Raw genomic sequence first — 17,890 nt, 5'->3', positions numbered from 1 at the left:
AATTAAATCAAGAGTATTCTATTTTTTAAAAAGATGCAAGTTTAAAAAAAGATTTCACGATTATTTTAACGTGAAATCTTTTTTAATTACTGGGATTAAGTTTAATTTATTCAGCAAAGGTTGGTTAACTGATAAGTACTTTTCGTGACCTTCTTTACGCATCTTAGTTAATCCAGCATGACGTAGGATTTTAAAATGGTAAGAAACTGTTGAAAGCGAAAGTTTAAGATGTGAACTGACTTCTCCACATGTCATTTCAGTTTGGTTTTCAATTAAGATTTTTAAAATTTTAATGCGATTTGGATCAGACAGAGCTTTAAAAATTTTGGCAAGGTCATTTTCATTATAATTTTCCAAAAATATCACTCCTTGGTTTGATGATGTAATGAATTAATTGTAGCACTAAAGACATATTAACTTACTTTGCAAAACAATCGTTTTCATGATCATTCACCATTCCGCATGCTTGCATCAATGAATAAATCACAACTGGTCCAGTAAAACTAAATCCTATTGACTTTAAATGCTTACTAATTTTAGTTGCAAGATCAGTGGTATTTGGAATGTCTGTATGATTTTTAACCGAGTTAATGATGGGTTCGTGATTTACAAACTGCCACAATAATTCAGAAAAATTAGTTCCTTGTTTTTCAAGTTGTTCCATCATTTTAGCGTTTTGAATAATAGCATTAATTTTACGTTTATTTCTAATAATACCAGTATTCTGAAGTAAATCAGGAATTTGCTGCTCCATCTTAGCCACCTGATGATAATCAAAATTATAAAAGGCTTTTTCAAAGTTTTGTTGTTTATGCAGAATTGTTTTCCAACTTAGTCCCGACTGCATTAATTCTAGTGATAAAAGCTCAAACAATTGTTGATTATTATGGACTGGTTTACCCCAGACTTCGTCGTGATATTTTTGCATTAACTCGTCATTAGTATTCGCCCAAGTACAGCGAATTTTAGTATGATTTTTCATTTGCAAATTCCTTTCTTAGACAATCAATTAGCTAGCTTGAAATTAAAATTTACATTTGATGTCACATAACGTGACAGGAAGTATGGTACTTTCTTTGATTGTAATATAGTGTGGCAGTTAACCTATAATACGCATTTTTAAGAAAGACAGGAGGTACATTTTATGTCGGCAATTATTAAATTTCAAGATGTTGAAAAATATTACGGTGATTTTCACGCTCTTCATGACATTAATTTGAAGATTAATGCTGGAGAAACTGTGGTTTTAATTGGCCCCTCAGGTTCCGGGAAGTCAACTTTACTTCGAACCATCAATGGTTTGGAAGATATTCAAAAAGGAAAATTAGTGGTAGATGGCATGGACATTTCTAGTAAAGATACCAATGTCAATAAATTAAGAACAGATGTCGGAATGGTATTTCAACATTTTAATTTATACAACAACAAAACGATTTTAGAAAATATTATGTTGGCACCACAGATTGTGTTGAAACGTCCCAAGGATAAAAATCGGGAAATTGCCGACGAATTGTTAGCTAAAGTTGATTTATCAAACCAAGGAGGCAAATATCCAGCGCAATTATCTGGTGGACAAAAACAACGGATTGCCATCGCACGTTCTTTGGCAATGGATCCGCGAGTGCTGCTGTTTGATGAACCTACTTCTGCTTTAGATCCGGAAATGGTCGGTAGTGTTTTAAACGTTATGCGTGATATTGCGATGAATTCTGATATGACAACCTTAGTAGTTACTCATGAAATGGATTTTGCTAAAGCAGTGGCTGATCGAGTAATTTTCATGGCTGATGGGAAAATCTTAGAAGATTCTTCGACCGATGAATTTTTCAAACGTCCTAAAACCGAACGAGCTCGCCAATTCCTATCACAAGTTGAACATCATTAAGAAATGAGGTGAATTATTATGAGTAAAGCAAAATTAAAACGAATGGGTTTATTTGCCTCTGTAATTCTGGTGATTATCTTGATTGGTGGAGTGATGCTAGGGATTAATGCTCGCGAACGGCAAAACAAGGAGACCGATGCTTTATCACAAATAAAACAAACTCATGTGATGCGTTGGGGAGTTAAATGTGATACTCGCTTATTTGGTTTGATCAGTCCTAAAACTGAGCAGAGTGAAGGTTTTGACGTAGATATTGCTCGTGCAATTACGAAGCAGATTGCAAAAGATAATCATACTCACATCAAATCGGAATTTACTCCAGTTACTACTAACTCTAAGATTCAATTATTGAAAAACAAACAAGTTGATGCTGTGGCAGCTTCCATGACCATTACACCAGAGCGTGCTAAAATCGTTGATTTTTCCAAGCCATATTTTCCAGCTGGGCAATCAATCTTAGTTAAAAAGAATTCAGGAATTAAGAATATTAAAGATTTAAATAATTCTAAATCTACGGTTATTGGTGTAATGGGAACGACGGCCTTGGAAACTACCAAGAAATTTGCTCCCAAAGCGCACTTAATTGCGATGCCTGATAATTCACAGGCGTTTAGTGCCTTGGAGTCCGCCCAAGGACAGGCGATGACCACTGATAATGCAATTTTGTATGGCTTTACTCAGCAAAGTAATAACGTTGAAGTTGTTGGGAAACCCTTTACCAACCAGCCTTATGGATTAGGCGTTGATAAAGGTCAGACTCAGTTAAATAATGCCGTTAATAAGGCTTTGGCAGAAATTATCAAGGACGGAACTTATAACCGTTTGATTAAAAAGTGGTTCTCAAACATTCCTGGACTAGACTGGAGGGATTTGACAAAATGATCAATATTTTTATGCAAAACTGGCAAACAATTTTAAATGGATTTTGGATTACCATTTTGTCGTCCTTAATTGGGTTAGGAGGTTCATTATTGTTAGGCACTATTTTTGCCCTCATGGAATTAGCACCCAATAAGATTTTAAAATTTATTGGTAATGCCTTTGTTGAATTTTTTAGAAACATTCCTTTATTGGTAATTACGCTATTTTTCTATGTTGTGGTTGCCAAAGACTTTAAAATTTCAGGTTTCTGGGCTGGAACAATCGGATTAATTTTATACACGTCTGCGTTCGTTGCTGAATGTATTCGTGGTGGGATTAATTCGGTCGATGAAGGACAAATGGAAGGGGCACGTGCCAACGGCTTAACTTACACACAAGCTATGATTCACATTGTGTTGCCGCAAGGGTTCAAGTTGGCAATTCCTTCGTTAGGAAATCAGTTTATTAATCTAGTTAAAAACTCGTCAATCTTATCATTTGTGGCTGGATTTGATTTAATGTATCAGGCGAACGTAATCTCAGGTGCCAACCTTGATCCGTTTAATACTTATATTATTGTGGGAATTTTTTACCTGATAATTACGGGTCTGTTATCGACAGTGATGCGCCAAATCGAAGATAGATTAGGAAAGGGGAGATTACAATGAGCGGAGCATTTAGTTCAATCAACCTACACTATCTATTTGGAGGACTGGGAATCACGATTATTGTATCGCTGATTTCAATTATTATTAGTTTTGTCGTGGGATTGATTTTAGGGGTTGTTTTGTATGAAGATATTCCTTATTTTTCCCGGACAGTCCGATTTATCGTTAATACCATTAGGAATTTACCATTGTTATTGTTGATCTTCTTTACGTACTTTGCACTGCCAAAACTGGGAATCGAGTTAAATGCTTTTGCAGCTACTGTGGTGGCAATGTCGGTCTTTGAGGCAACGATGGTCGCTGAAATTATTCGAGGTGGTTTGTTGTCGATTGGACAAGGCCAAAAAGAAGGTGCGCTTTCTACTGGAATGACAAATTTGCAAACCTTGTGGTATATCGAATTACCTCAAGCATTGAAACGTTCTATTCCACCTTTGATTTCGCAGTTTATTTCTTTAGTAAAAGATACCTCTTTGGCCACTGCCATTGTATTGCCTGAAATGATGTTCCGTTCCCAAGTAATTTACGGACAAAATCCAAACTACATGATTCCGATGTTTATTTTGGTTGCAGCCTTATATTTTATGGTTAATTATAGTTTGTCACTGTTAGCAAAATGGTTTGATAGAAGAATGGTGTCATAATTTAAATACTAAGACCTCCAGTCAACAAATAACTGGAGGTCTTTTTATGCTATTTTTTATTAATTTAAACTCTTAAAGATTAACTAATTTGCCATTATCAATAAATTCAGTATTTAAAAACCAATAATCGTGATAATCGCCAATTAATTTTGAATAAGGGAATGATTTTTTCCTTGCTTAGTAATTTTAGTATTTAGGTAATTTTTTTAAATACAAGGTTCTTCAATTCTCTCGGAATCTAGATTTAAAACATCTTCTAAATGTTCAACACTAGTTTTTAAATCTTTTGCTACTTGTTCTTTTGGATTTAAAGTCATATTGATAATCCCCCCAAAAATTAACTTTTTGAATTTGAGTATTCTAGGTTATTTAATTAATTTTGGCAAACAAACAACATACACAATGTTATACTTGTAAAAATTATATTGAAGGTGAAATTATGATGTTAAATTACTATGAAAAAGGAGAGGGATTTCCATTATTTTTTCTTCATGGCTATGAATTGGATAGTCATTTTTTGATGCCGATTTTTGAACCTTACTTTAAAAATGTTAAAGGTTTTAAACGTATTTATATTGACCTTCCTGGGATGGGGAAATCACGTAACTTTAATTTAATAATATCTGATGTGGTTCTTTCACAAATTATAGAATTAATAAATTCGTTTCACTTTACAAATTTTTTGATAATTGGACAATCATATGGTGGTTACTTAGCATTAGGATTGCGAGCTTTCTTTAAAAGGGAACTTATCTCTGAATTTTTAGTTGTTCCAATGGTAGTTCCAGATAGACAACAACGAAGACTAGAAAAATTAACGCATCAATTTGTTCATAAACAACATCAATTATTTGACACAGAGTTTCAGGCAATGAATTCAATAATTAGCCAAAGTAAGTTTTATCAGTATAAAAAATTAATTGATAAAACAATTAAAGAAAATGATAATCATAAATTGACAACATTTGGAAAATCCCGAAAATATGCTCTTAAAAAGGATCCGGTTAAGCAGGAATCAAATTTAGAGATGATGATATTGTTAGGTAAAGTCGATAATGTAGTTGGATTTAAAGATCATAACTTATTAAAAAAATACAATGAAAATATTGATATAAAAATATTTGAGAACTCAGGCCATAACTTACTAATTGATGAGCGTGATCAAGCTCTTAAATTGTTTGATATTTTTATTAAAAACATAATCATAAGTTAATGAATTATATCTAAGTTTAATAATGATTAGCAGTTGTTTCACTTGTGAAATGTTATACTTTAGTTGGAGAATAGAACTCGTGAATAACAAGTAAATGGAGTATATGGTATGAATATTAAGAAAACGACATCAATATTTTTAGTTAGTTCAGCATTATTAGGATTTGGTATTAGTGCACCTAGCCTGATGCATGTTAATGCACAAACTACTCAGGCTTCACAGAACAATGATCAAGGTGTAATTACAGTTAATTATGTTGATCAAAATGGAAAAACGATTAGACAAGCTACTACAGCAACTGGTAAATCTGGAAGTACTTATGTAGCATCAGTTCCTAACATTTCTGGATACACTTATTCTAAAATTGAAAATGGTCAAAATGATAGTTACGGTCCCCAAATGGTATTTGGTGGTAGTGATCCTGCCACTCATAATGAAAGTATGACAATTGTTTATAAATCATCTGGCAATAGTTCCAATGGTTCGACAAGTACTACTGGCAACAAAGGAACAACTACAACACCTGCTAAGAATGGCAGCAGCAATAATTCTAATAAAAATTCTACTTCTGTTTCTACAAATAAAAATGATAACTCTAATGGCACGAAATTTAGTACGAATAAGAATGCCACTACTAACGGAACTAACAAAAATTCAAGTTCAGCCAAGACAAATGGAACAACTGTAAATTCTGATGCTCAAAACGAAGCTAAGAATAATGACGAAAATAAAGTTAATGCAAGTAATACTAATAAAGACAATAGCAAACAAGATAATAATTCAGATTCTAATGTAGATAAAAAGAACAAGACTAACAATAAAAAAGATAACAAAAACAAAGATAAAAATGCTGATGATAAGAACAGCGACAGCACTAAGAAGAAGGATAAAAAGAAAACTCATCATAGTATCATGCCTTGGGTAATAAGTGGAATTATCCTAGTAGTAGTTGCAGGAATTGCATTTTCTTGGCATGCACTTAGAAAGCCACGTCATTTTAGACATTAAAATTTTTTAGTAATTATTATAACCAGCTTAAAATTAATAATTTATTTTTATACAGAAAATATTATAATAATAACCAAAAGTTAAGTATGATTTAACATAAAAAGTCCCCAAACATTATAGTTGAGGACTTTTTATGTGTAAATTAATAATAGCATGCTTTTTAATTTTTGCTAATAACATATCATACTTACAAATTATAAAATGGTATTATTTATATTAAATAAAGACTTAAATTAAAGGTGGATAAAATGACTAATGATATATTAAAAAAAGTTTTAAATGGTGAACCTCTTGATTTTCGTGATCCTACTTTTAAAGAACTATTCGATATTCAAGAACAAAATGCAGGGTTTTTAATGAAGTTTAACAATGAACCTAGCTCTAAAATTAGACAAGAACTTTTAGAAAAAATAACTGAACAAAAACTTCCAGAAAATGTTAAAGTTTTTTCACCACTTAAAAGTGATTTTGGCAGACATATCTTCTTAAAATCTGGTGTAGTTATCAATACAGATTGCATCTTCGCAGATCTTGGTGGTATTTATCTAGATGAAAATGTTTTAGTAGGTCCAAGAACTACTTTTATTACGCTTAACCATGATCTTAGACCACAATATCGGGATATAATTATTACCAAACCAATTCATGTTCATAAAAATGCTTGGATTGGAGCTGGATCAATTATCTTACCAGGCGTAACCATTGGAGAAAATGCAATTGTTGGAGCAGGGGCAGTTGTAAGAAAAAATGTTCCAGCCGATTCAATTGTAATTGGCAATCCAGCTAAAATAATTAAGAGACGTAAACACTAAATAAATATTATGATTTATCAATAAAAGTATCAATTACTTTTATATAAAAGAATGAGGCTGGGAAAAAACTAATCTCTTGTTTCTTTAATTTTCTTCGATTACTTTAATTCAAAAGTCCCATTTTTAGTAACTAAGTAGATACCAACCGTACCACTACCACCTTGGCTTTGAATAGATTTTGAAATTACTTGTATCTCGTATACATCATTTGAAGTAGATAAAACTTGATAAGTAAAATCACTATTATTTCCAAGACCGTTTTGTAAAACGCCAACTGCCTCGCTAGAGTTATTAACCACGTTTCCATTTTGAGTATTTGAAGTAGTCTGAGAACTAGCAACAGGTTGACTAGCTCCTGATACTGAACTTGAATTAGTACTTTGCGAATTTACATTATTCTTATTAGTATTAGAAGTTTGTTTGGTAGGATTTGCTTTATTATTAACGGGGGTATTTGCACTTTCATTTGTTGAATTTTTAGAATTCCTATTACTATTTGCAGTCACACTAGAACTTTTAGTAGAAGTATTTTCTTTCTGGTTAGAACTAGTCTTACTACTTGGTTCAGTTTTTTCTTTTTCTGTATTATTTGTATCAGAACTTGAAGAATTATCATCACTATTTGAATCTGAATCATTCCTGTTAGCTTTATCATCTGATTTTTTAGAATCTTTTTGTTTATTAACTTTTTTAGCTTTTTTCTCAGTTTTAACATCATGGTTGTCCTTATTTTTATCTGTACTATCATGATGAGCATAAATCAAAATGCCACAAATAATTACAAGAATACCAACAATACCTGATATAAGAATTTTCTTACTTTTCAATTTATTTCTCCTTTATTAGTGATTACTATAAAATATCTTAATTAAGAATATATACTATAGTTTGCAAAAACAATCCTTATAATTGAATTGTTCCTAATAAAGAAAATTCTCTTATCATGAAGAGAGAATTATGGGGTAAAACAAAAGTCTCAACTATTTGTGATAGTTGAGACTTTTTACGTTTTGCTTAAGAAATTATCCCATGATTGCTTATTTAACCAATTTTTAAATAGAGCTAAAAAGGATTCTAATAATAAGAGAATCAAAAAGATTTGAAAAAAGAATCGTGATTTAACATTCTCTAAATCGGTCGCAAATTAAATGTAAATTCACTAAATCAAAAGATGCAATATTTCCAAAATTTTTCAAGAAAATTGAGTAAATTTCATCCAAAGCTAATAATCAATAATTGATTAAAAATGTTATAATTAAGCAAAATAACATCTTTAAAATATTATGATGACGCTATGTTGCGTCTTTTTTAGATTACAGGAGGTTTCTCGGTTTGAATGAAAATGAACAGGTTTCTACCCAAAGTAAACTAGCGATTTTAGCAACAGCCTTGTTATCATTCGTGGGGGTTTTGCTGGAAACATCCATGAATGTTACCTTTCCCGAATTAGCGAAAATTTTTAATGTTCCGCTTGATACAATTCAATGGATTACTACAGGCTATTTATTATTAACCACGATTACAATGTCGACTACTGCCTTTTTGTTGAAAAAATTTCCAATTAAAAAGGTTTTTATGTCCGCTGCATTGTTATTTATTATTGGTGATTTTTTAAGTATGATTGCACCTAATTTTGCAATTTTATTGATTGGACGTTTGATACAAGCTGGAGCAACTGGTTTGTCAATGCCGATGATGTATCAAGTTATTTTCATTACAGTGCCAAGACGTAAAACTGGAACATACGTTGGAATTGCTTCAATGGTAATTTCTCTGGCACCTGCTTTAGGTCCTACATATGGCGGAGCAATGTCTTCACTCTTATCATGGCGTTTTATTTTTGTCGCAGTACTTCCAATTGCTTTAGTTACATTTTGGATTGGAATTAAAAATATAAATATTAATCCCCTTGGCATTAAAAAACATTTTGATTTCCTTGCACTTGCATTAATGTCAATTACCTTTTTCTCATTCGTTTGGGCCGCTAATCGATTTGGTACTAAAGGTGCTAGTTTAATTAGTTGTATTGCCCCAATTATAATTGGGCTGATTACACTGGGCCTTTTTTTACGTGTTAATAATCATGGCGTTTCGCAACTGATTTCATTTAGTCCGATGAAAATTCCAGCAGTATCAATGGATGCAATTACTTATATGTTATTAATGTTCATTAATATTGGAATTTCTTTTGTGATTCCAATTTATGCAGAAAGTGTTTTACATGTTACGCCTTTAACTGCTGGTTTGATTTTATTACCCGGATCGATTGTGGGTGGAATAACTTCACCAATCTCTGGAATGGTTTATGATCGGTGGGGTGCCTTTAAACCAATTTTGACAGGAATGTTGGTTTTAACTTTTGCTACATTTTTATTTAGTATTTCTAGTTCATGGGCAACTCCCGTTAAATTAACCATTTTATTTACATTACTACGTCTAGGAATCAACATGGCATTTTCAAATACAATTTCCAATGCCCAAGCTAATGCACCACTTAAAGCGTCAGCTGATATTAATTCAATTTTTAACATGTTGCAGCAATATGCTGGTTCTTTAGGAACAAGTATCTTAGCTTCAATTTTAGCAATTCATCAAAATCAAGCTCATTCTGCAGGTGAAATTGTGCATCAAACGATGCTTGGCGGACACGTTGACTATACAATCCTGTTTGTCATTGCGGTAGGGATTACGATTTTAGCCTTTATTAACTGGCATTTTCAAACTAGAAAGGGTGAGTTAAGTGGAAATCAAGAATGATGCGGTACAGAAAGTGGCTCCAAATCTCCATAACTTAACTGACGAGCAAAAGCAGTTAATTGAACGAATTCAAAAATTTATTAATCAAAGAATTGACCAGCCGAATTCATCTGTTTTCACAATCTATGGTGATTGCGGCACTGGGAAAAGTGTTATTTTGAGTCAGTTGTTTTTTAATTTACAGCAAGCTGCTCACGACAAAAAGAGTAAACTTTTTGGCACGAAAAATTACTTTTTAGTTAATCATCCGGAAGTTTTGAAAGTTTATAAGAATATTGCTGGAACTGAAAATAACATTCTAAAGAAAAACTTTATACGTCCGACTTCTTTTATTAATCAGTTAAAGAAAAAGGATGAGAGAGCTGATGTTGTGATTGTTGATGAAGCTCATTTGTTATTGTCAGAACCAGATCATTACAATAACTTCTATGGTGAAAATCAATTAGAAGAGATTATTAAACTTAGTAAAGTTGTGATTTTAGTTTTTGATATGCATCAAGTGATTCAAACGAAAAATTATTGGGATCAAAAGCGTCTTGATAAAATTTTAAAGCCATATTTTCACGAAAGTGATCATTTAACCCATCAATTTAGGATTACGGCTAAACCTGATTTAGTTCATTGGATGAATGAATTTAGTGAGGGTAATTTATTACCAATCCCGAAGGATGCAGACGATGGTTATGATTTTAGGATTTATGCGGATGCTGAATCAATGCGGAAAGAAATTGTAAAACGAAATCAAGAAGTTGGATTATCGCGAATTGTTTCAACTACTGGATATCCTTCAACGCTAGATGGCGGGAAGCATTATATTTATGAAAGCGGCGGTTTTAAAATGCCGTGGGATCAATACAATTACACTAGTACGCCTTGGGCTGAAATTCCTAAGAGTATTGATGAAGTTGGTTCTATTTATACTTGTCAGGGATTTGATTTAAATTATGTAGGTTTGATTATCGGTCCGCCGATTTATTTAGACCCCGAAGATCATAAAATTAAGGTTGATTTAAGTAAGCAAACTAATACAGAGGTTATCAAACGTCGTAAAGATATTGCTGATCCGAAAGAGTTTGATCGAATCAAAAAACAAATTATTTTAAATTCATTAAATGTATTAATGAAACGCGGGGTTTATGGAACGTATATTTATGCTCATGATCCGGCCTTAAGAGAAGCGTTGTTGAATAGTTATCGAAAAATTAAAGGTTAAAAACAAAAAAGTTAAATTCATTATGGATTTAACTTCTTTTATTATCTAATATTTATTTTTTAAATGAGCCTTTACATTGACATTACTTGCAAATAGTTATGTAATAAAGTTGTAAATTGTGTGCAATTAATATCGCAATTGGAAAGAGTGATAACTAATGACAAAAAAATTAACCACTAAAGCTGGGCAACCATGGGCAAATAACGAGCATTCTCAAACTGCTGGAGTTCGAGGTCCTGTTTTGATGCAGGATTATCAACTTTTAGAAAAGTTAGCACATTTTAATCGTGAACGAATTCCAGAACGGGTCGTTCATGCAAAAGGTGCTGGTGCTAAAGGAGTTTTTAAGCTTACTCATGACATGAGCAAGTATACCAAGGCGGACTTGTTTAATGGCGTTGGAAAAGAAACACCAATGGCAGCACGTTTTTCTCAAGTTGCTGGGGAAGCTGGATATCCTGATACAATTCGCGATGTTCGCGGATATGCACTTAAGTTTTACACTCGTGATGGTAATTATGACATTGTTGGAAATAATACCCCGGTCTTCTTTATTAATGATCCGTTGAAGTTTCCTGATTTCATTCATTCGCAAAAGCGAGATCCACAAACACATATGCGTGATGATGAAATGCAATGGGATTTTTGGTCACATTCACCCGAATCAGTACATCAAGTTACTTACTTAATGGGTGACCGTGGTAATCCAGCTAGTTATCGAAACATGAATGGATATGGCAGTCACACATATAAATGGGTTAACAAAGATGGTGAAGCGGTTTGGGTTAAATATCACTTTATTAGTCAGCAGGGAGTCAAAAATATGACTGATGAAGTTGCTGCAAAAGCAGCTTCTGAAGATACAGATTACTTGCTACATGATTTATATGATGCAATCAAAAACCATAATTATCCAACTTGGAAAGTTTGTGTGCAAATCATTCCTTATCAAGCCGGACTTGATTACCACGATGATATTTTTGACGTTACCAAAGTTGTTTCTCATCACGATTATCCACTGCAAGAAGTGGGAGAATTTACTTTAAATGAAAGTCCAACTAATTATTTTGACGAAGTGGAAGAAATCGCTTTTTCACCTGCCAATTTAGTCCCAGGAATTGAAGCTTCTCCAGATAAACTATTGCAAGGACGATTATTTGGATATAAAGATGCGCAACGATATCGTTTAGGTGCCAATTTTGAACAATTAGAAGTTAATCGCCCTAAAAACGAAGTTCATACTTATGAACGAGATGGAGCTATGGCGGATCATCAAGGTAATGGTGTTAATTACGAACCTAATAGTAAAGGCGGTCCAGTCGAAGATCCTAATGTAGCTGTAAAACCAGCCCAACTTCATGGAGAAACAGGAACTTATAAACCTTATGATCAGGACTTCTATACACAAGCTGGAGATTTGTATCGCTTGTATAGTAAAGAAGAACAAGATCGATTAATTGCTACGATTAAAAAAGGTCTTGGTTCAGTGGATAATCATGAAATTCAAGTTTTGGAAACAAGACAGTTTTATCAAGCTGATCCAGATTATGGGACTAGGGTTGCTGATGCACTTGGATTGGATTTAGATGAAATCAAAAATTGATTGACACTGATCTTTTAATTTAGTAATATCAATTTAAAATAATTTAATATTAATCGCCACCGGGCGAGAAAGCATTTATAAAGTTCATTAGGTCAATGAAGAACTTTATAGGTGCTTTTATTTTTTTAAGGAGAATAAATAAAATGACGTGGATTTATTTAATAATTGCAGGAATATTTGAGGTTGTGTGGGCGACTACGATGAAATTGAGCAATGGTTTTACGAATTTATTTTTTAGTATTACTACTATTTTAGGAATGATATTAAGTTTTGGATTTTTAGCCTTATCAGTTAAACATTTGCCTTTAAGTATTGCTTATCCAGTTTGGACGGGAATTGGTGCGGTTGGCTCTATTTTTGTAGGAGTAATTTTTTTCAAAGATCAAATTCCAATGATAACTTGGGTATTTATTGCATTGCTAATTATTGGTATTATTGGAATAAAGATGACCGCAGGACACTAAGAACGATGCAAAGGATTTTCTGATGACGCCTTTAGAGTATTTTGAACAAGCCAAAACATCCCATGCAATTCCAAGTGATGCCCAGCTACAAGCTAGTTATCAATACGGTGTTGAAGCTGATAAATTAGCACATTTGGTTTTGACTGGAACTAAGACTGCGACTACGAGTGCCTTAGACTTGTATGAATCAGATGAACCATTACCTATTAAAAATGCATATGATGTAATTTTAGATGGAAATGATGATCCAGTTTGTATCATTATGAATGACGATGTGAAAATTTGTAATTATCTAGATGTTAGTGAAGAGCATGCTTACCAAGAAGGCGAGGGAGACCGAACTTTAAATTACTGGAGAAAAGCTCATCAAGATTTTTTTGTTAAGGAATATCAAGAGATGGGACAACTTTTTAAACCAGAAGCCGCTAAAATGATTTTAGAAACTTTTCACGTTGTTTATCCACTCAACGGTTGAAATTTTTTAATAAAATGTTAGAATAATTAAGTAAGGTTTTGGGCGGCTAGCTCAAATGCTAGAGCAGCGGATCCTTTGTCCGAAAGATTGAGGTTCAATTCCTTGGCTGCCCATTTATATAAAAAATAACTGTCTAATAGACAGTTATTTTTTTATTTACAATTAAATTATTAGAAGGTAAATAAATGATTACTAAAAAAGAAGTTTTAGATTACGTTAATGATGCTTATGATACTAAACCAGCTTATATTTTCAAAAAGTTTCCAGATTATTGTGTTTTAAAACATACCTCGAACGGAAAATGGTATGGAATTATTATGAATGTTCCCGAAGTAAAATTAGGGATAAATGGGACAGCTGAAAATTATGTGATTGATTTAAAGGTTCAAAAGGAATTAGTGGGATTATTGCAATCTAAAAAAGGTATCTTTCCCGCTTACCATATGAATAAAGAGCATTGGATAAGTGTCGATTTGGATATCTATGAAAATTTTAAAGAACTTAAAGGTTTAATTGATGAGAGTTATGATTTAACTAGTTAATTTTAATGAACGTTTTTGAAAGCTCCTTGATCATATAATTCTAACTTATGATCAATAATTTCTACAGATTTCTGCATGACTGCGATTTGTTTTTTTAGTTTTTGTTGTTCTGTGGCTAAAATTTGTTTTCGAAGACTGGTTGTATCTTCATTGCGATTAAATAAATCCATATATTTAACTAATGATTTAACAGAAAGACCAGCAGCTCGCATGCATTTGATGAAGTTGATTGCTTCTATGTCTGTCTCAGTGTAATTACGAATTCCATTTTTTCTTTGAATTGATGGAATCAGTCCACTTTTTTCATAATAACGAAGAGTTACTGCAGTTAAGTCCGTTATTTCACTAACTTCTTTAATTTTCATAAATTATAAGCTCCTTTCTTGACTTAACCTTAACGTTAAGGTTTATATTTAGATTAGTCAAATTGAAAGGGGAATTTATAATGACAATTAAAAATAAAGTAGTAGTAATCACAGGTGGATCATCAGGAATGGGTGAAGCAACCACAAAATTAGCGCTCGAAAGAGGGGCTAAGGTGGTAGTTGGTTCGCGTAACCAAGCAAAATTAGAAAAGATGGCAACAGAAGTTTCGCATCCAGAAAACTTTGCTTACAAATTGACTGATGTAACTAAATCAGAAGATGTACAGGATTTGGTTGATTCAGCAATTGAAAAATTTGGAAAGTTAGATGTTCTTTATAACAATGCTGGGATTATGCCACAAGGAATGGTTGATGATCCTAAAAAATTAGCAGAATGGCAAGCAATTTTAAACACTAATATTATGGGTGTTTTAAATGGAATTGTCGCAGCAGTCCCACAAATGAAGAAACAAGGAAACGGTTTGATTATGGCAACTGATTCAGTTGCCGGACACGTTGTTTATCCTGGTTCAGCTGTTTATAATGGATCTAAATTTGCAGTGCGTGCTATTATGGAAGGCTTAAGACAAGAACAACATCAAAATGGAATTAAGACTGGAATTGTTTCACCGGGTGCTGTAGCAACTAACCTATTCTCAACAGTTAATGATAATGAAATTAGAGATAAATATTTAGCTGCAAATAAAGAAAAAAATGGTTCTTTGACTCCAGAAAACATTGCCGAATTAGCTGTGTTTATGATGAGTCAACCTGAGAATGTTGATATTAATGAAATTTTAGTTCGTCCTACAGGTCAAGGTATTTAACATAAAAATTAATTTAAAAAATAACTTTCGCTAATAACGAAGGTTCTTTTTTCTTGACTTAGAGTACGCTCTAAGTAATAAAGTGAAGATATTAATAAGGAGGTGCAGGTTTATTACTGAAAAGGAAGAATGTTATTCAATTAGCAAGTTTGGTAAATTAACGGGTTTGTCTCCTTATACTTTACGATATTACGAACGAGAAGGTTTAATAATTCCGCAACGAGATAAAAATGATCGGCGTTATTATACCAAACAGGACATTGGATGGATTGGATTTTTATTACATCTCAAAGGGACCGGAATGTCGATGAATGAGATTAAAAAGTATGTAGAATTACGTGCTCAAGGTGACAACACGATTTCACAACGAAAAGAGCTTTTGCAGCAGGTTCAAACAAATAGTCTTTCACGAATTAACGAAATGAAGATGCACTTAGAAGTTTTGAATCATAAGATTGATTGGTATGAGGGGAAATTAGATCATTCTATTTCAGAAGAATTTGCTGATTATCTGAAAAGATTTGAATAGAGGAGTTATAAAATATGACGAAAAATGAAAATGTAAAAAATGGTATTATCTTTCCAGTTGGAGAACCCAATACTGCCTACGAGAAGTATTTTAGTGGAAAAAGTTTTTTGGACATGTTGGTAAATGATTCAGACATTGATGCAACCGTTGGAAATGTAACTTTTGAACCAGGCTGTCGAAATAACTGGCATGTTCATTATGGCTATCAAATTTTACTTGTAACAGGCGGTGAAGGCTGGTATCAAGAAGAAGGTAAGCCAGCTCGTCATCTGGTTCCTGGAGATGTAGTTGTCACTAAAAGTAATATTAAACACTGGCATGGTGCTACCAAAGCCAGCTGGTTTGAACACCTTGCGATTACAAAAGGAAAATCAGAATTTTTGGAACCGGTTACTGATGCAGAATACGATAAGTTAGGAGAATAATAGTTATGACAAAAAAACAAACAGCTGGACATGATAATTTTGGTGATTTTGCGCCTAAATTTGCAGAATTGAACGACGATGTTTTATTTGGACAGGTCTGGTCACGAGAGGATAAGTTATCTCCCAAAGAACGCAGTCTAATTACCTGCGCTAGTTTACAAACCCAAGGGGACCCTTTCCACAATTAAAAGCCCATATGCAAATTGCAAAAAAGAATGGGGTTACTAAGGACGAGATGGTAGAAGTAATTACCCAACTAGCCTTTTATGCTGGTTGGCCTAAGGCTTGGTCAGCAATGGAATTGGCAAAAGAAATTTTTACGGATTAATTTAATAAATATAAAATCCTCGCTAATTAAACTGGCGGGGATTTTATATTCTAATAAATGTTAACGACATTTTTTAGGAATGTGATTTATTTTCTTTAAAGTAACCTTGTTGAGCATACAATAACATGGCTAAAAATACACCGATTGCGGTAAAGACCGAGATTCCGAAAAAGCCAGGAAAGTTTTTGATTAAAATTCCACCAAACGCCCCACCAACTGCTTCACCTAAGTACATGGCGGCATTAGTTAATGAAGACATTGTACCTCGTTCTTTTGGGGCGGTTGCCTGGAGTGTACTCATAAACAATGGGAAAATGGCTCCGCCAATAAAATAAATCAAGGCTAAAATAATGGTTGCCATGATGATTGAAGTTGAAAATGGCAAAATGAGATATCCAAAAATAAAAAGGACAAATTCTAAGAAAAATGCTCTTGGCAAGGTTAATAATTTTACTATTCGAGAACCTAACAGACTACCAACGAACTGACCAACACCGATAATTAAGATAAATCCACCGATGGCTGTAACTGGTAACGAAAAGCTTTTGAAGAACCAAGTTCCGATAAAAGAAAAAGCACAGAAATTAGCAGTTTGAAATAATAAATACGAAAATAATAGTTTTAGTGCTGGTTTGTTTTTGAAAAAGTGGCGATAAATATTAAGTGAAGTAGTTTTATCAGTTGTTGATGTTTTAATATCTGGTAAATATAACATAATTAAAATAGTTAAAATTAATGCAATTCCACCTACGAAGAAGAAGGGGAACCGCCAAGACCAACCTGCGAGAAAACTTCCTAATGGAACTCCAATAATTTGTGCGATTGCTAATCCTGAAGTTGCATATCCCATTACTTTTACGACTTGATCTTTAGGGTAAAGGATAGGAATTGCAGCCCAGATTTGTGGTCCAGCTGAAGCAGCTGCTATCCCGGCAACAAATCTAGTGAAAAGCATAATTGGAAAAGTGTTGGCTAAACCGCAAGCAGCGGTTGCCAATGTAAAGGTAATTAATCCAACGACAAGAATTAATTTACGATCATGATTATCAGAAATTGGTCCTACGATTAGGGCAGTTAACATATACCCAATCGCATATGAACTAACGATAAAACCGGAAACACTAGTAGAAATTCCGTAATAGTGAGTTAAAGTTGGTAAAAGAGGTGATACTAAAAACGTATCGGTTCCAATCACAAACATTACTAAAAAGAATAAAAACGATAAACGTCGATTTTTCATATCTTGTTCTCCTAAATTATAGTTTTATGAA

At 33.1% G+C, this 17,890-nt stretch carries 22 protein-coding genes, 1 tRNA gene and 1 pseudogene; 18 read left to right on the top strand and 6 right to left on the bottom strand.

Annotation, left to right across the window (positions count from 1 at the left end):
• Positions 1 to 60 precede the first annotated feature (60 nt).
• Both BHU33_RS05165 and BHU33_RS05160 read right to left on the bottom strand, forming a co-directional pair.
• The gene (locus BHU33_RS05165; RefSeq protein WP_225354789.1) at positions 61 to 357 is read right to left on the bottom strand and encodes an ArsR/SmtB family transcription factor; all 297 of its coding nucleotides are present in this window, start codon (positions 355 to 357) and stop codon (positions 61 to 63) included.
• Positions 358 to 418: 61 nt separating this feature from the next.
• A complete protein-coding gene (locus tag BHU33_RS05160; protein ID WP_054646528.1) occupies positions 419 to 982 on the bottom strand; it encodes a DNA-3-methyladenine glycosylase I in 564 nt (187 codons plus the stop codon).
• A 162-nt stretch (positions 983 to 1,144) separates the two neighbouring features.
• Here BHU33_RS05160 and BHU33_RS05155 point away from each other — a divergent pair, with 162 nt between their 5' ends.
• The 4 genes from BHU33_RS05155 to BHU33_RS05140 are packed head-to-tail and all read left to right on the top strand — an operon-like array spanning position 1,145 to position 4,058.
• The gene (locus tag BHU33_RS05155) at positions 1,145 to 1,885 is read left to right on the top strand and encodes an amino acid ABC transporter ATP-binding protein (RefSeq protein ID WP_054646529.1); all 741 of its coding nucleotides are present in this window, start codon (positions 1,145 to 1,147) and stop codon (positions 1,883 to 1,885) included.
• Positions 1,886 to 1,903: 18 nt separating this feature from the next.
• Positions 1,904 to 2,767 carry a transporter substrate-binding domain-containing protein gene (locus tag BHU33_RS05150; RefSeq protein WP_054646530.1) on the top strand — a complete coding sequence of 288 codons (864 nt, stop codon included), beginning with the start codon at positions 1,904 to 1,906 and terminating at the stop codon, positions 2,765 to 2,767.
• Positions 2,764 to 3,414 (top strand): amino acid ABC transporter permease, encoded by a 651-nt coding sequence (locus tag BHU33_RS05145; RefSeq protein ID WP_056997764.1) that lies wholly within the window; start codon positions 2,764 to 2,766, stop codon positions 3,412 to 3,414. The genes BHU33_RS05150 and BHU33_RS05145 overlap by 4 nt, the downstream gene beginning before the upstream one ends.
• Positions 3,411 to 4,058, top strand: a complete 648-nt coding sequence (locus BHU33_RS05140; protein WP_054646531.1) for an amino acid ABC transporter permease — start codon at positions 3,411 to 3,413, stop codon at positions 4,056 to 4,058. Before BHU33_RS05145 ends, BHU33_RS05140 begins: the two co-directional genes overlap by 4 nt.
• Before the next feature lie 206 nt (positions 4,059 to 4,264).
• Here BHU33_RS05140 and BHU33_RS07450 read toward each other — a convergent pair whose 3' ends face one another.
• A complete protein-coding gene (locus BHU33_RS07450; protein WP_141117414.1) occupies positions 4,265 to 4,375 on the bottom strand; it encodes a DUF2316 family protein in 111 nt (36 codons plus the stop codon).
• 62 nt (positions 4,376 to 4,437) lie between these two features.
• Between BHU33_RS07450 and BHU33_RS05135 the strand changes: the two genes are divergently transcribed.
• From BHU33_RS05135 to BHU33_RS07710, 3 genes are all read left to right on the top strand, one after another.
• Positions 4,438 to 5,271: an alpha/beta hydrolase gene (locus BHU33_RS05135; RefSeq protein ID WP_141117415.1), complete on the top strand. Its 834-nt coding sequence runs from the start codon at positions 4,438 to 4,440 to the stop codon at positions 5,269 to 5,271.
• Between the two features lie 108 nt (positions 5,272 to 5,379).
• Entirely contained in the window at positions 5,380 to 6,279 is a 900-nt protein-coding gene (locus BHU33_RS05130) for a MucBP domain-containing protein (RefSeq protein ID WP_054646533.1), read from the top strand.
• Between the two features lie 248 nt (positions 6,280 to 6,527).
• Positions 6,528 to 7,091 (top strand): DapH/DapD/GlmU-related protein, encoded by a 564-nt coding sequence (locus BHU33_RS07710; RefSeq protein WP_054646534.1) that lies wholly within the window; start codon positions 6,528 to 6,530, stop codon positions 7,089 to 7,091.
• 98 nt (positions 7,092 to 7,189) lie between these two features.
• Here the strand turns inward: BHU33_RS07710 and BHU33_RS05120 are convergent, their stop codons facing one another.
• The gene (locus BHU33_RS05120) at positions 7,190 to 7,918 is read right to left on the bottom strand and encodes a hypothetical protein (RefSeq protein WP_054646535.1); all 729 of its coding nucleotides are present in this window, start codon (positions 7,916 to 7,918) and stop codon (positions 7,190 to 7,192) included.
• Positions 7,919 to 8,423: 505 nt separating this feature from the next.
• On the opposite strand from BHU33_RS05120, the gene BHU33_RS05115 reads away from it, so the two are divergent.
• From BHU33_RS05115 to BHU33_RS05085, 7 genes are all read left to right on the top strand, one after another.
• Positions 8,424 to 9,848 (top strand): MFS transporter, encoded by a 1,425-nt coding sequence (locus BHU33_RS05115; protein WP_056997763.1) that lies wholly within the window; start codon positions 8,424 to 8,426, stop codon positions 9,846 to 9,848.
• The gene (locus tag BHU33_RS05110; RefSeq protein WP_054646557.1) at positions 9,838 to 11,061 is read left to right on the top strand and encodes a DUF2075 domain-containing protein; all 1,224 of its coding nucleotides are present in this window, start codon (positions 9,838 to 9,840) and stop codon (positions 11,059 to 11,061) included. Before BHU33_RS05115 ends, BHU33_RS05110 begins: the two co-directional genes overlap by 11 nt.
• Before the next feature lie 157 nt (positions 11,062 to 11,218).
• Positions 11,219 to 12,664 (top strand): catalase, encoded by a 1,446-nt coding sequence (locus BHU33_RS05105; RefSeq protein ID WP_056997762.1) that lies wholly within the window; start codon positions 11,219 to 11,221, stop codon positions 12,662 to 12,664.
• Between the two features lie 143 nt (positions 12,665 to 12,807).
• Positions 12,808 to 13,128 (top strand): DMT family transporter, encoded by a 321-nt coding sequence (locus BHU33_RS05100; protein ID WP_054646536.1) that lies wholly within the window; start codon positions 12,808 to 12,810, stop codon positions 13,126 to 13,128.
• Between the two features lie 22 nt (positions 13,129 to 13,150).
• Entirely contained in the window at positions 13,151 to 13,603 is a 453-nt protein-coding gene (locus BHU33_RS05095; RefSeq protein WP_054646537.1) for an ASCH domain-containing protein, read from the top strand.
• Positions 13,604 to 13,643: 40 nt separating this feature from the next.
• Positions 13,644 to 13,716, top strand: a tRNA-Lys gene (locus BHU33_RS05090).
• Positions 13,717 to 13,788: 72 nt separating this feature from the next.
• Entirely contained in the window at positions 13,789 to 14,145 is a 357-nt protein-coding gene (locus BHU33_RS05085) for an MmcQ/YjbR family DNA-binding protein (protein WP_056997761.1), read from the top strand.
• 2 nt (positions 14,146 to 14,147) lie between these two features.
• On the opposite strand, the gene BHU33_RS05080 is transcribed toward BHU33_RS05085, so the two are convergent.
• Complete coding sequence (locus BHU33_RS05080) at positions 14,148 to 14,510, bottom strand: MerR family transcriptional regulator (RefSeq protein ID WP_054646538.1); 363 nt, start codon at positions 14,508 to 14,510, stop codon at positions 14,148 to 14,150.
• 80 nt (positions 14,511 to 14,590) lie between these two features.
• Here BHU33_RS05080 and BHU33_RS05075 point away from each other — a divergent pair, with 80 nt between their 5' ends.
• The 4 genes and pseudogenes from BHU33_RS05075 to BHU33_RS05060 all read left to right on the top strand — a co-directional run bounded on the left by BHU33_RS05075 (position 14,591) and on the right by BHU33_RS05060 (position 16,619).
• Positions 14,591 to 15,337: an SDR family oxidoreductase gene (locus tag BHU33_RS05075; protein WP_054646539.1), complete on the top strand. Its 747-nt coding sequence runs from the start codon at positions 14,591 to 14,593 to the stop codon at positions 15,335 to 15,337.
• Positions 15,338 to 15,419: 82 nt separating this feature from the next.
• Positions 15,420 to 15,866 carry a MerR family transcriptional regulator gene (locus BHU33_RS05070; RefSeq protein WP_225354790.1) on the top strand — a complete coding sequence of 149 codons (447 nt, stop codon included), beginning with the start codon at positions 15,420 to 15,422 and terminating at the stop codon, positions 15,864 to 15,866.
• A gap of 14 nt (positions 15,867 to 15,880) precedes the next feature.
• Positions 15,881 to 16,291, top strand: coding sequence for a cupin domain-containing protein (locus tag BHU33_RS05065; RefSeq protein ID WP_054646540.1), 411 nt, complete (start codon positions 15,881 to 15,883; stop codon positions 16,289 to 16,291).
• A gap of 5 nt (positions 16,292 to 16,296) precedes the next feature.
• Positions 16,297 to 16,619: pseudogene (locus BHU33_RS05060) on the top strand (carboxymuconolactone decarboxylase family protein).
• Between the two features lie 73 nt (positions 16,620 to 16,692).
• On the opposite strand, the gene BHU33_RS05055 reads toward BHU33_RS05060, so the two are convergent.
• Positions 16,693 to 17,859, bottom strand: coding sequence for an MFS transporter (locus BHU33_RS05055; RefSeq protein WP_056997760.1), 1,167 nt, complete (start codon positions 17,857 to 17,859; stop codon positions 16,693 to 16,695).
• Between the last annotated feature and the right edge of the window lie 31 nt (positions 17,860 to 17,890).

This window comes from Fructilactobacillus lindneri DSM 20690 = JCM 11027 (assembly GCF_002907375.1).
Classification (GTDB): Bacteria; Bacillota; Bacilli; order Lactobacillales; family Lactobacillaceae; genus Fructilactobacillus; species Fructilactobacillus lindneri.
The sequence above is the reverse complement of the archived record's forward strand: the minus strand, read 5'-3'. Positions and strand labels throughout refer to the sequence as shown.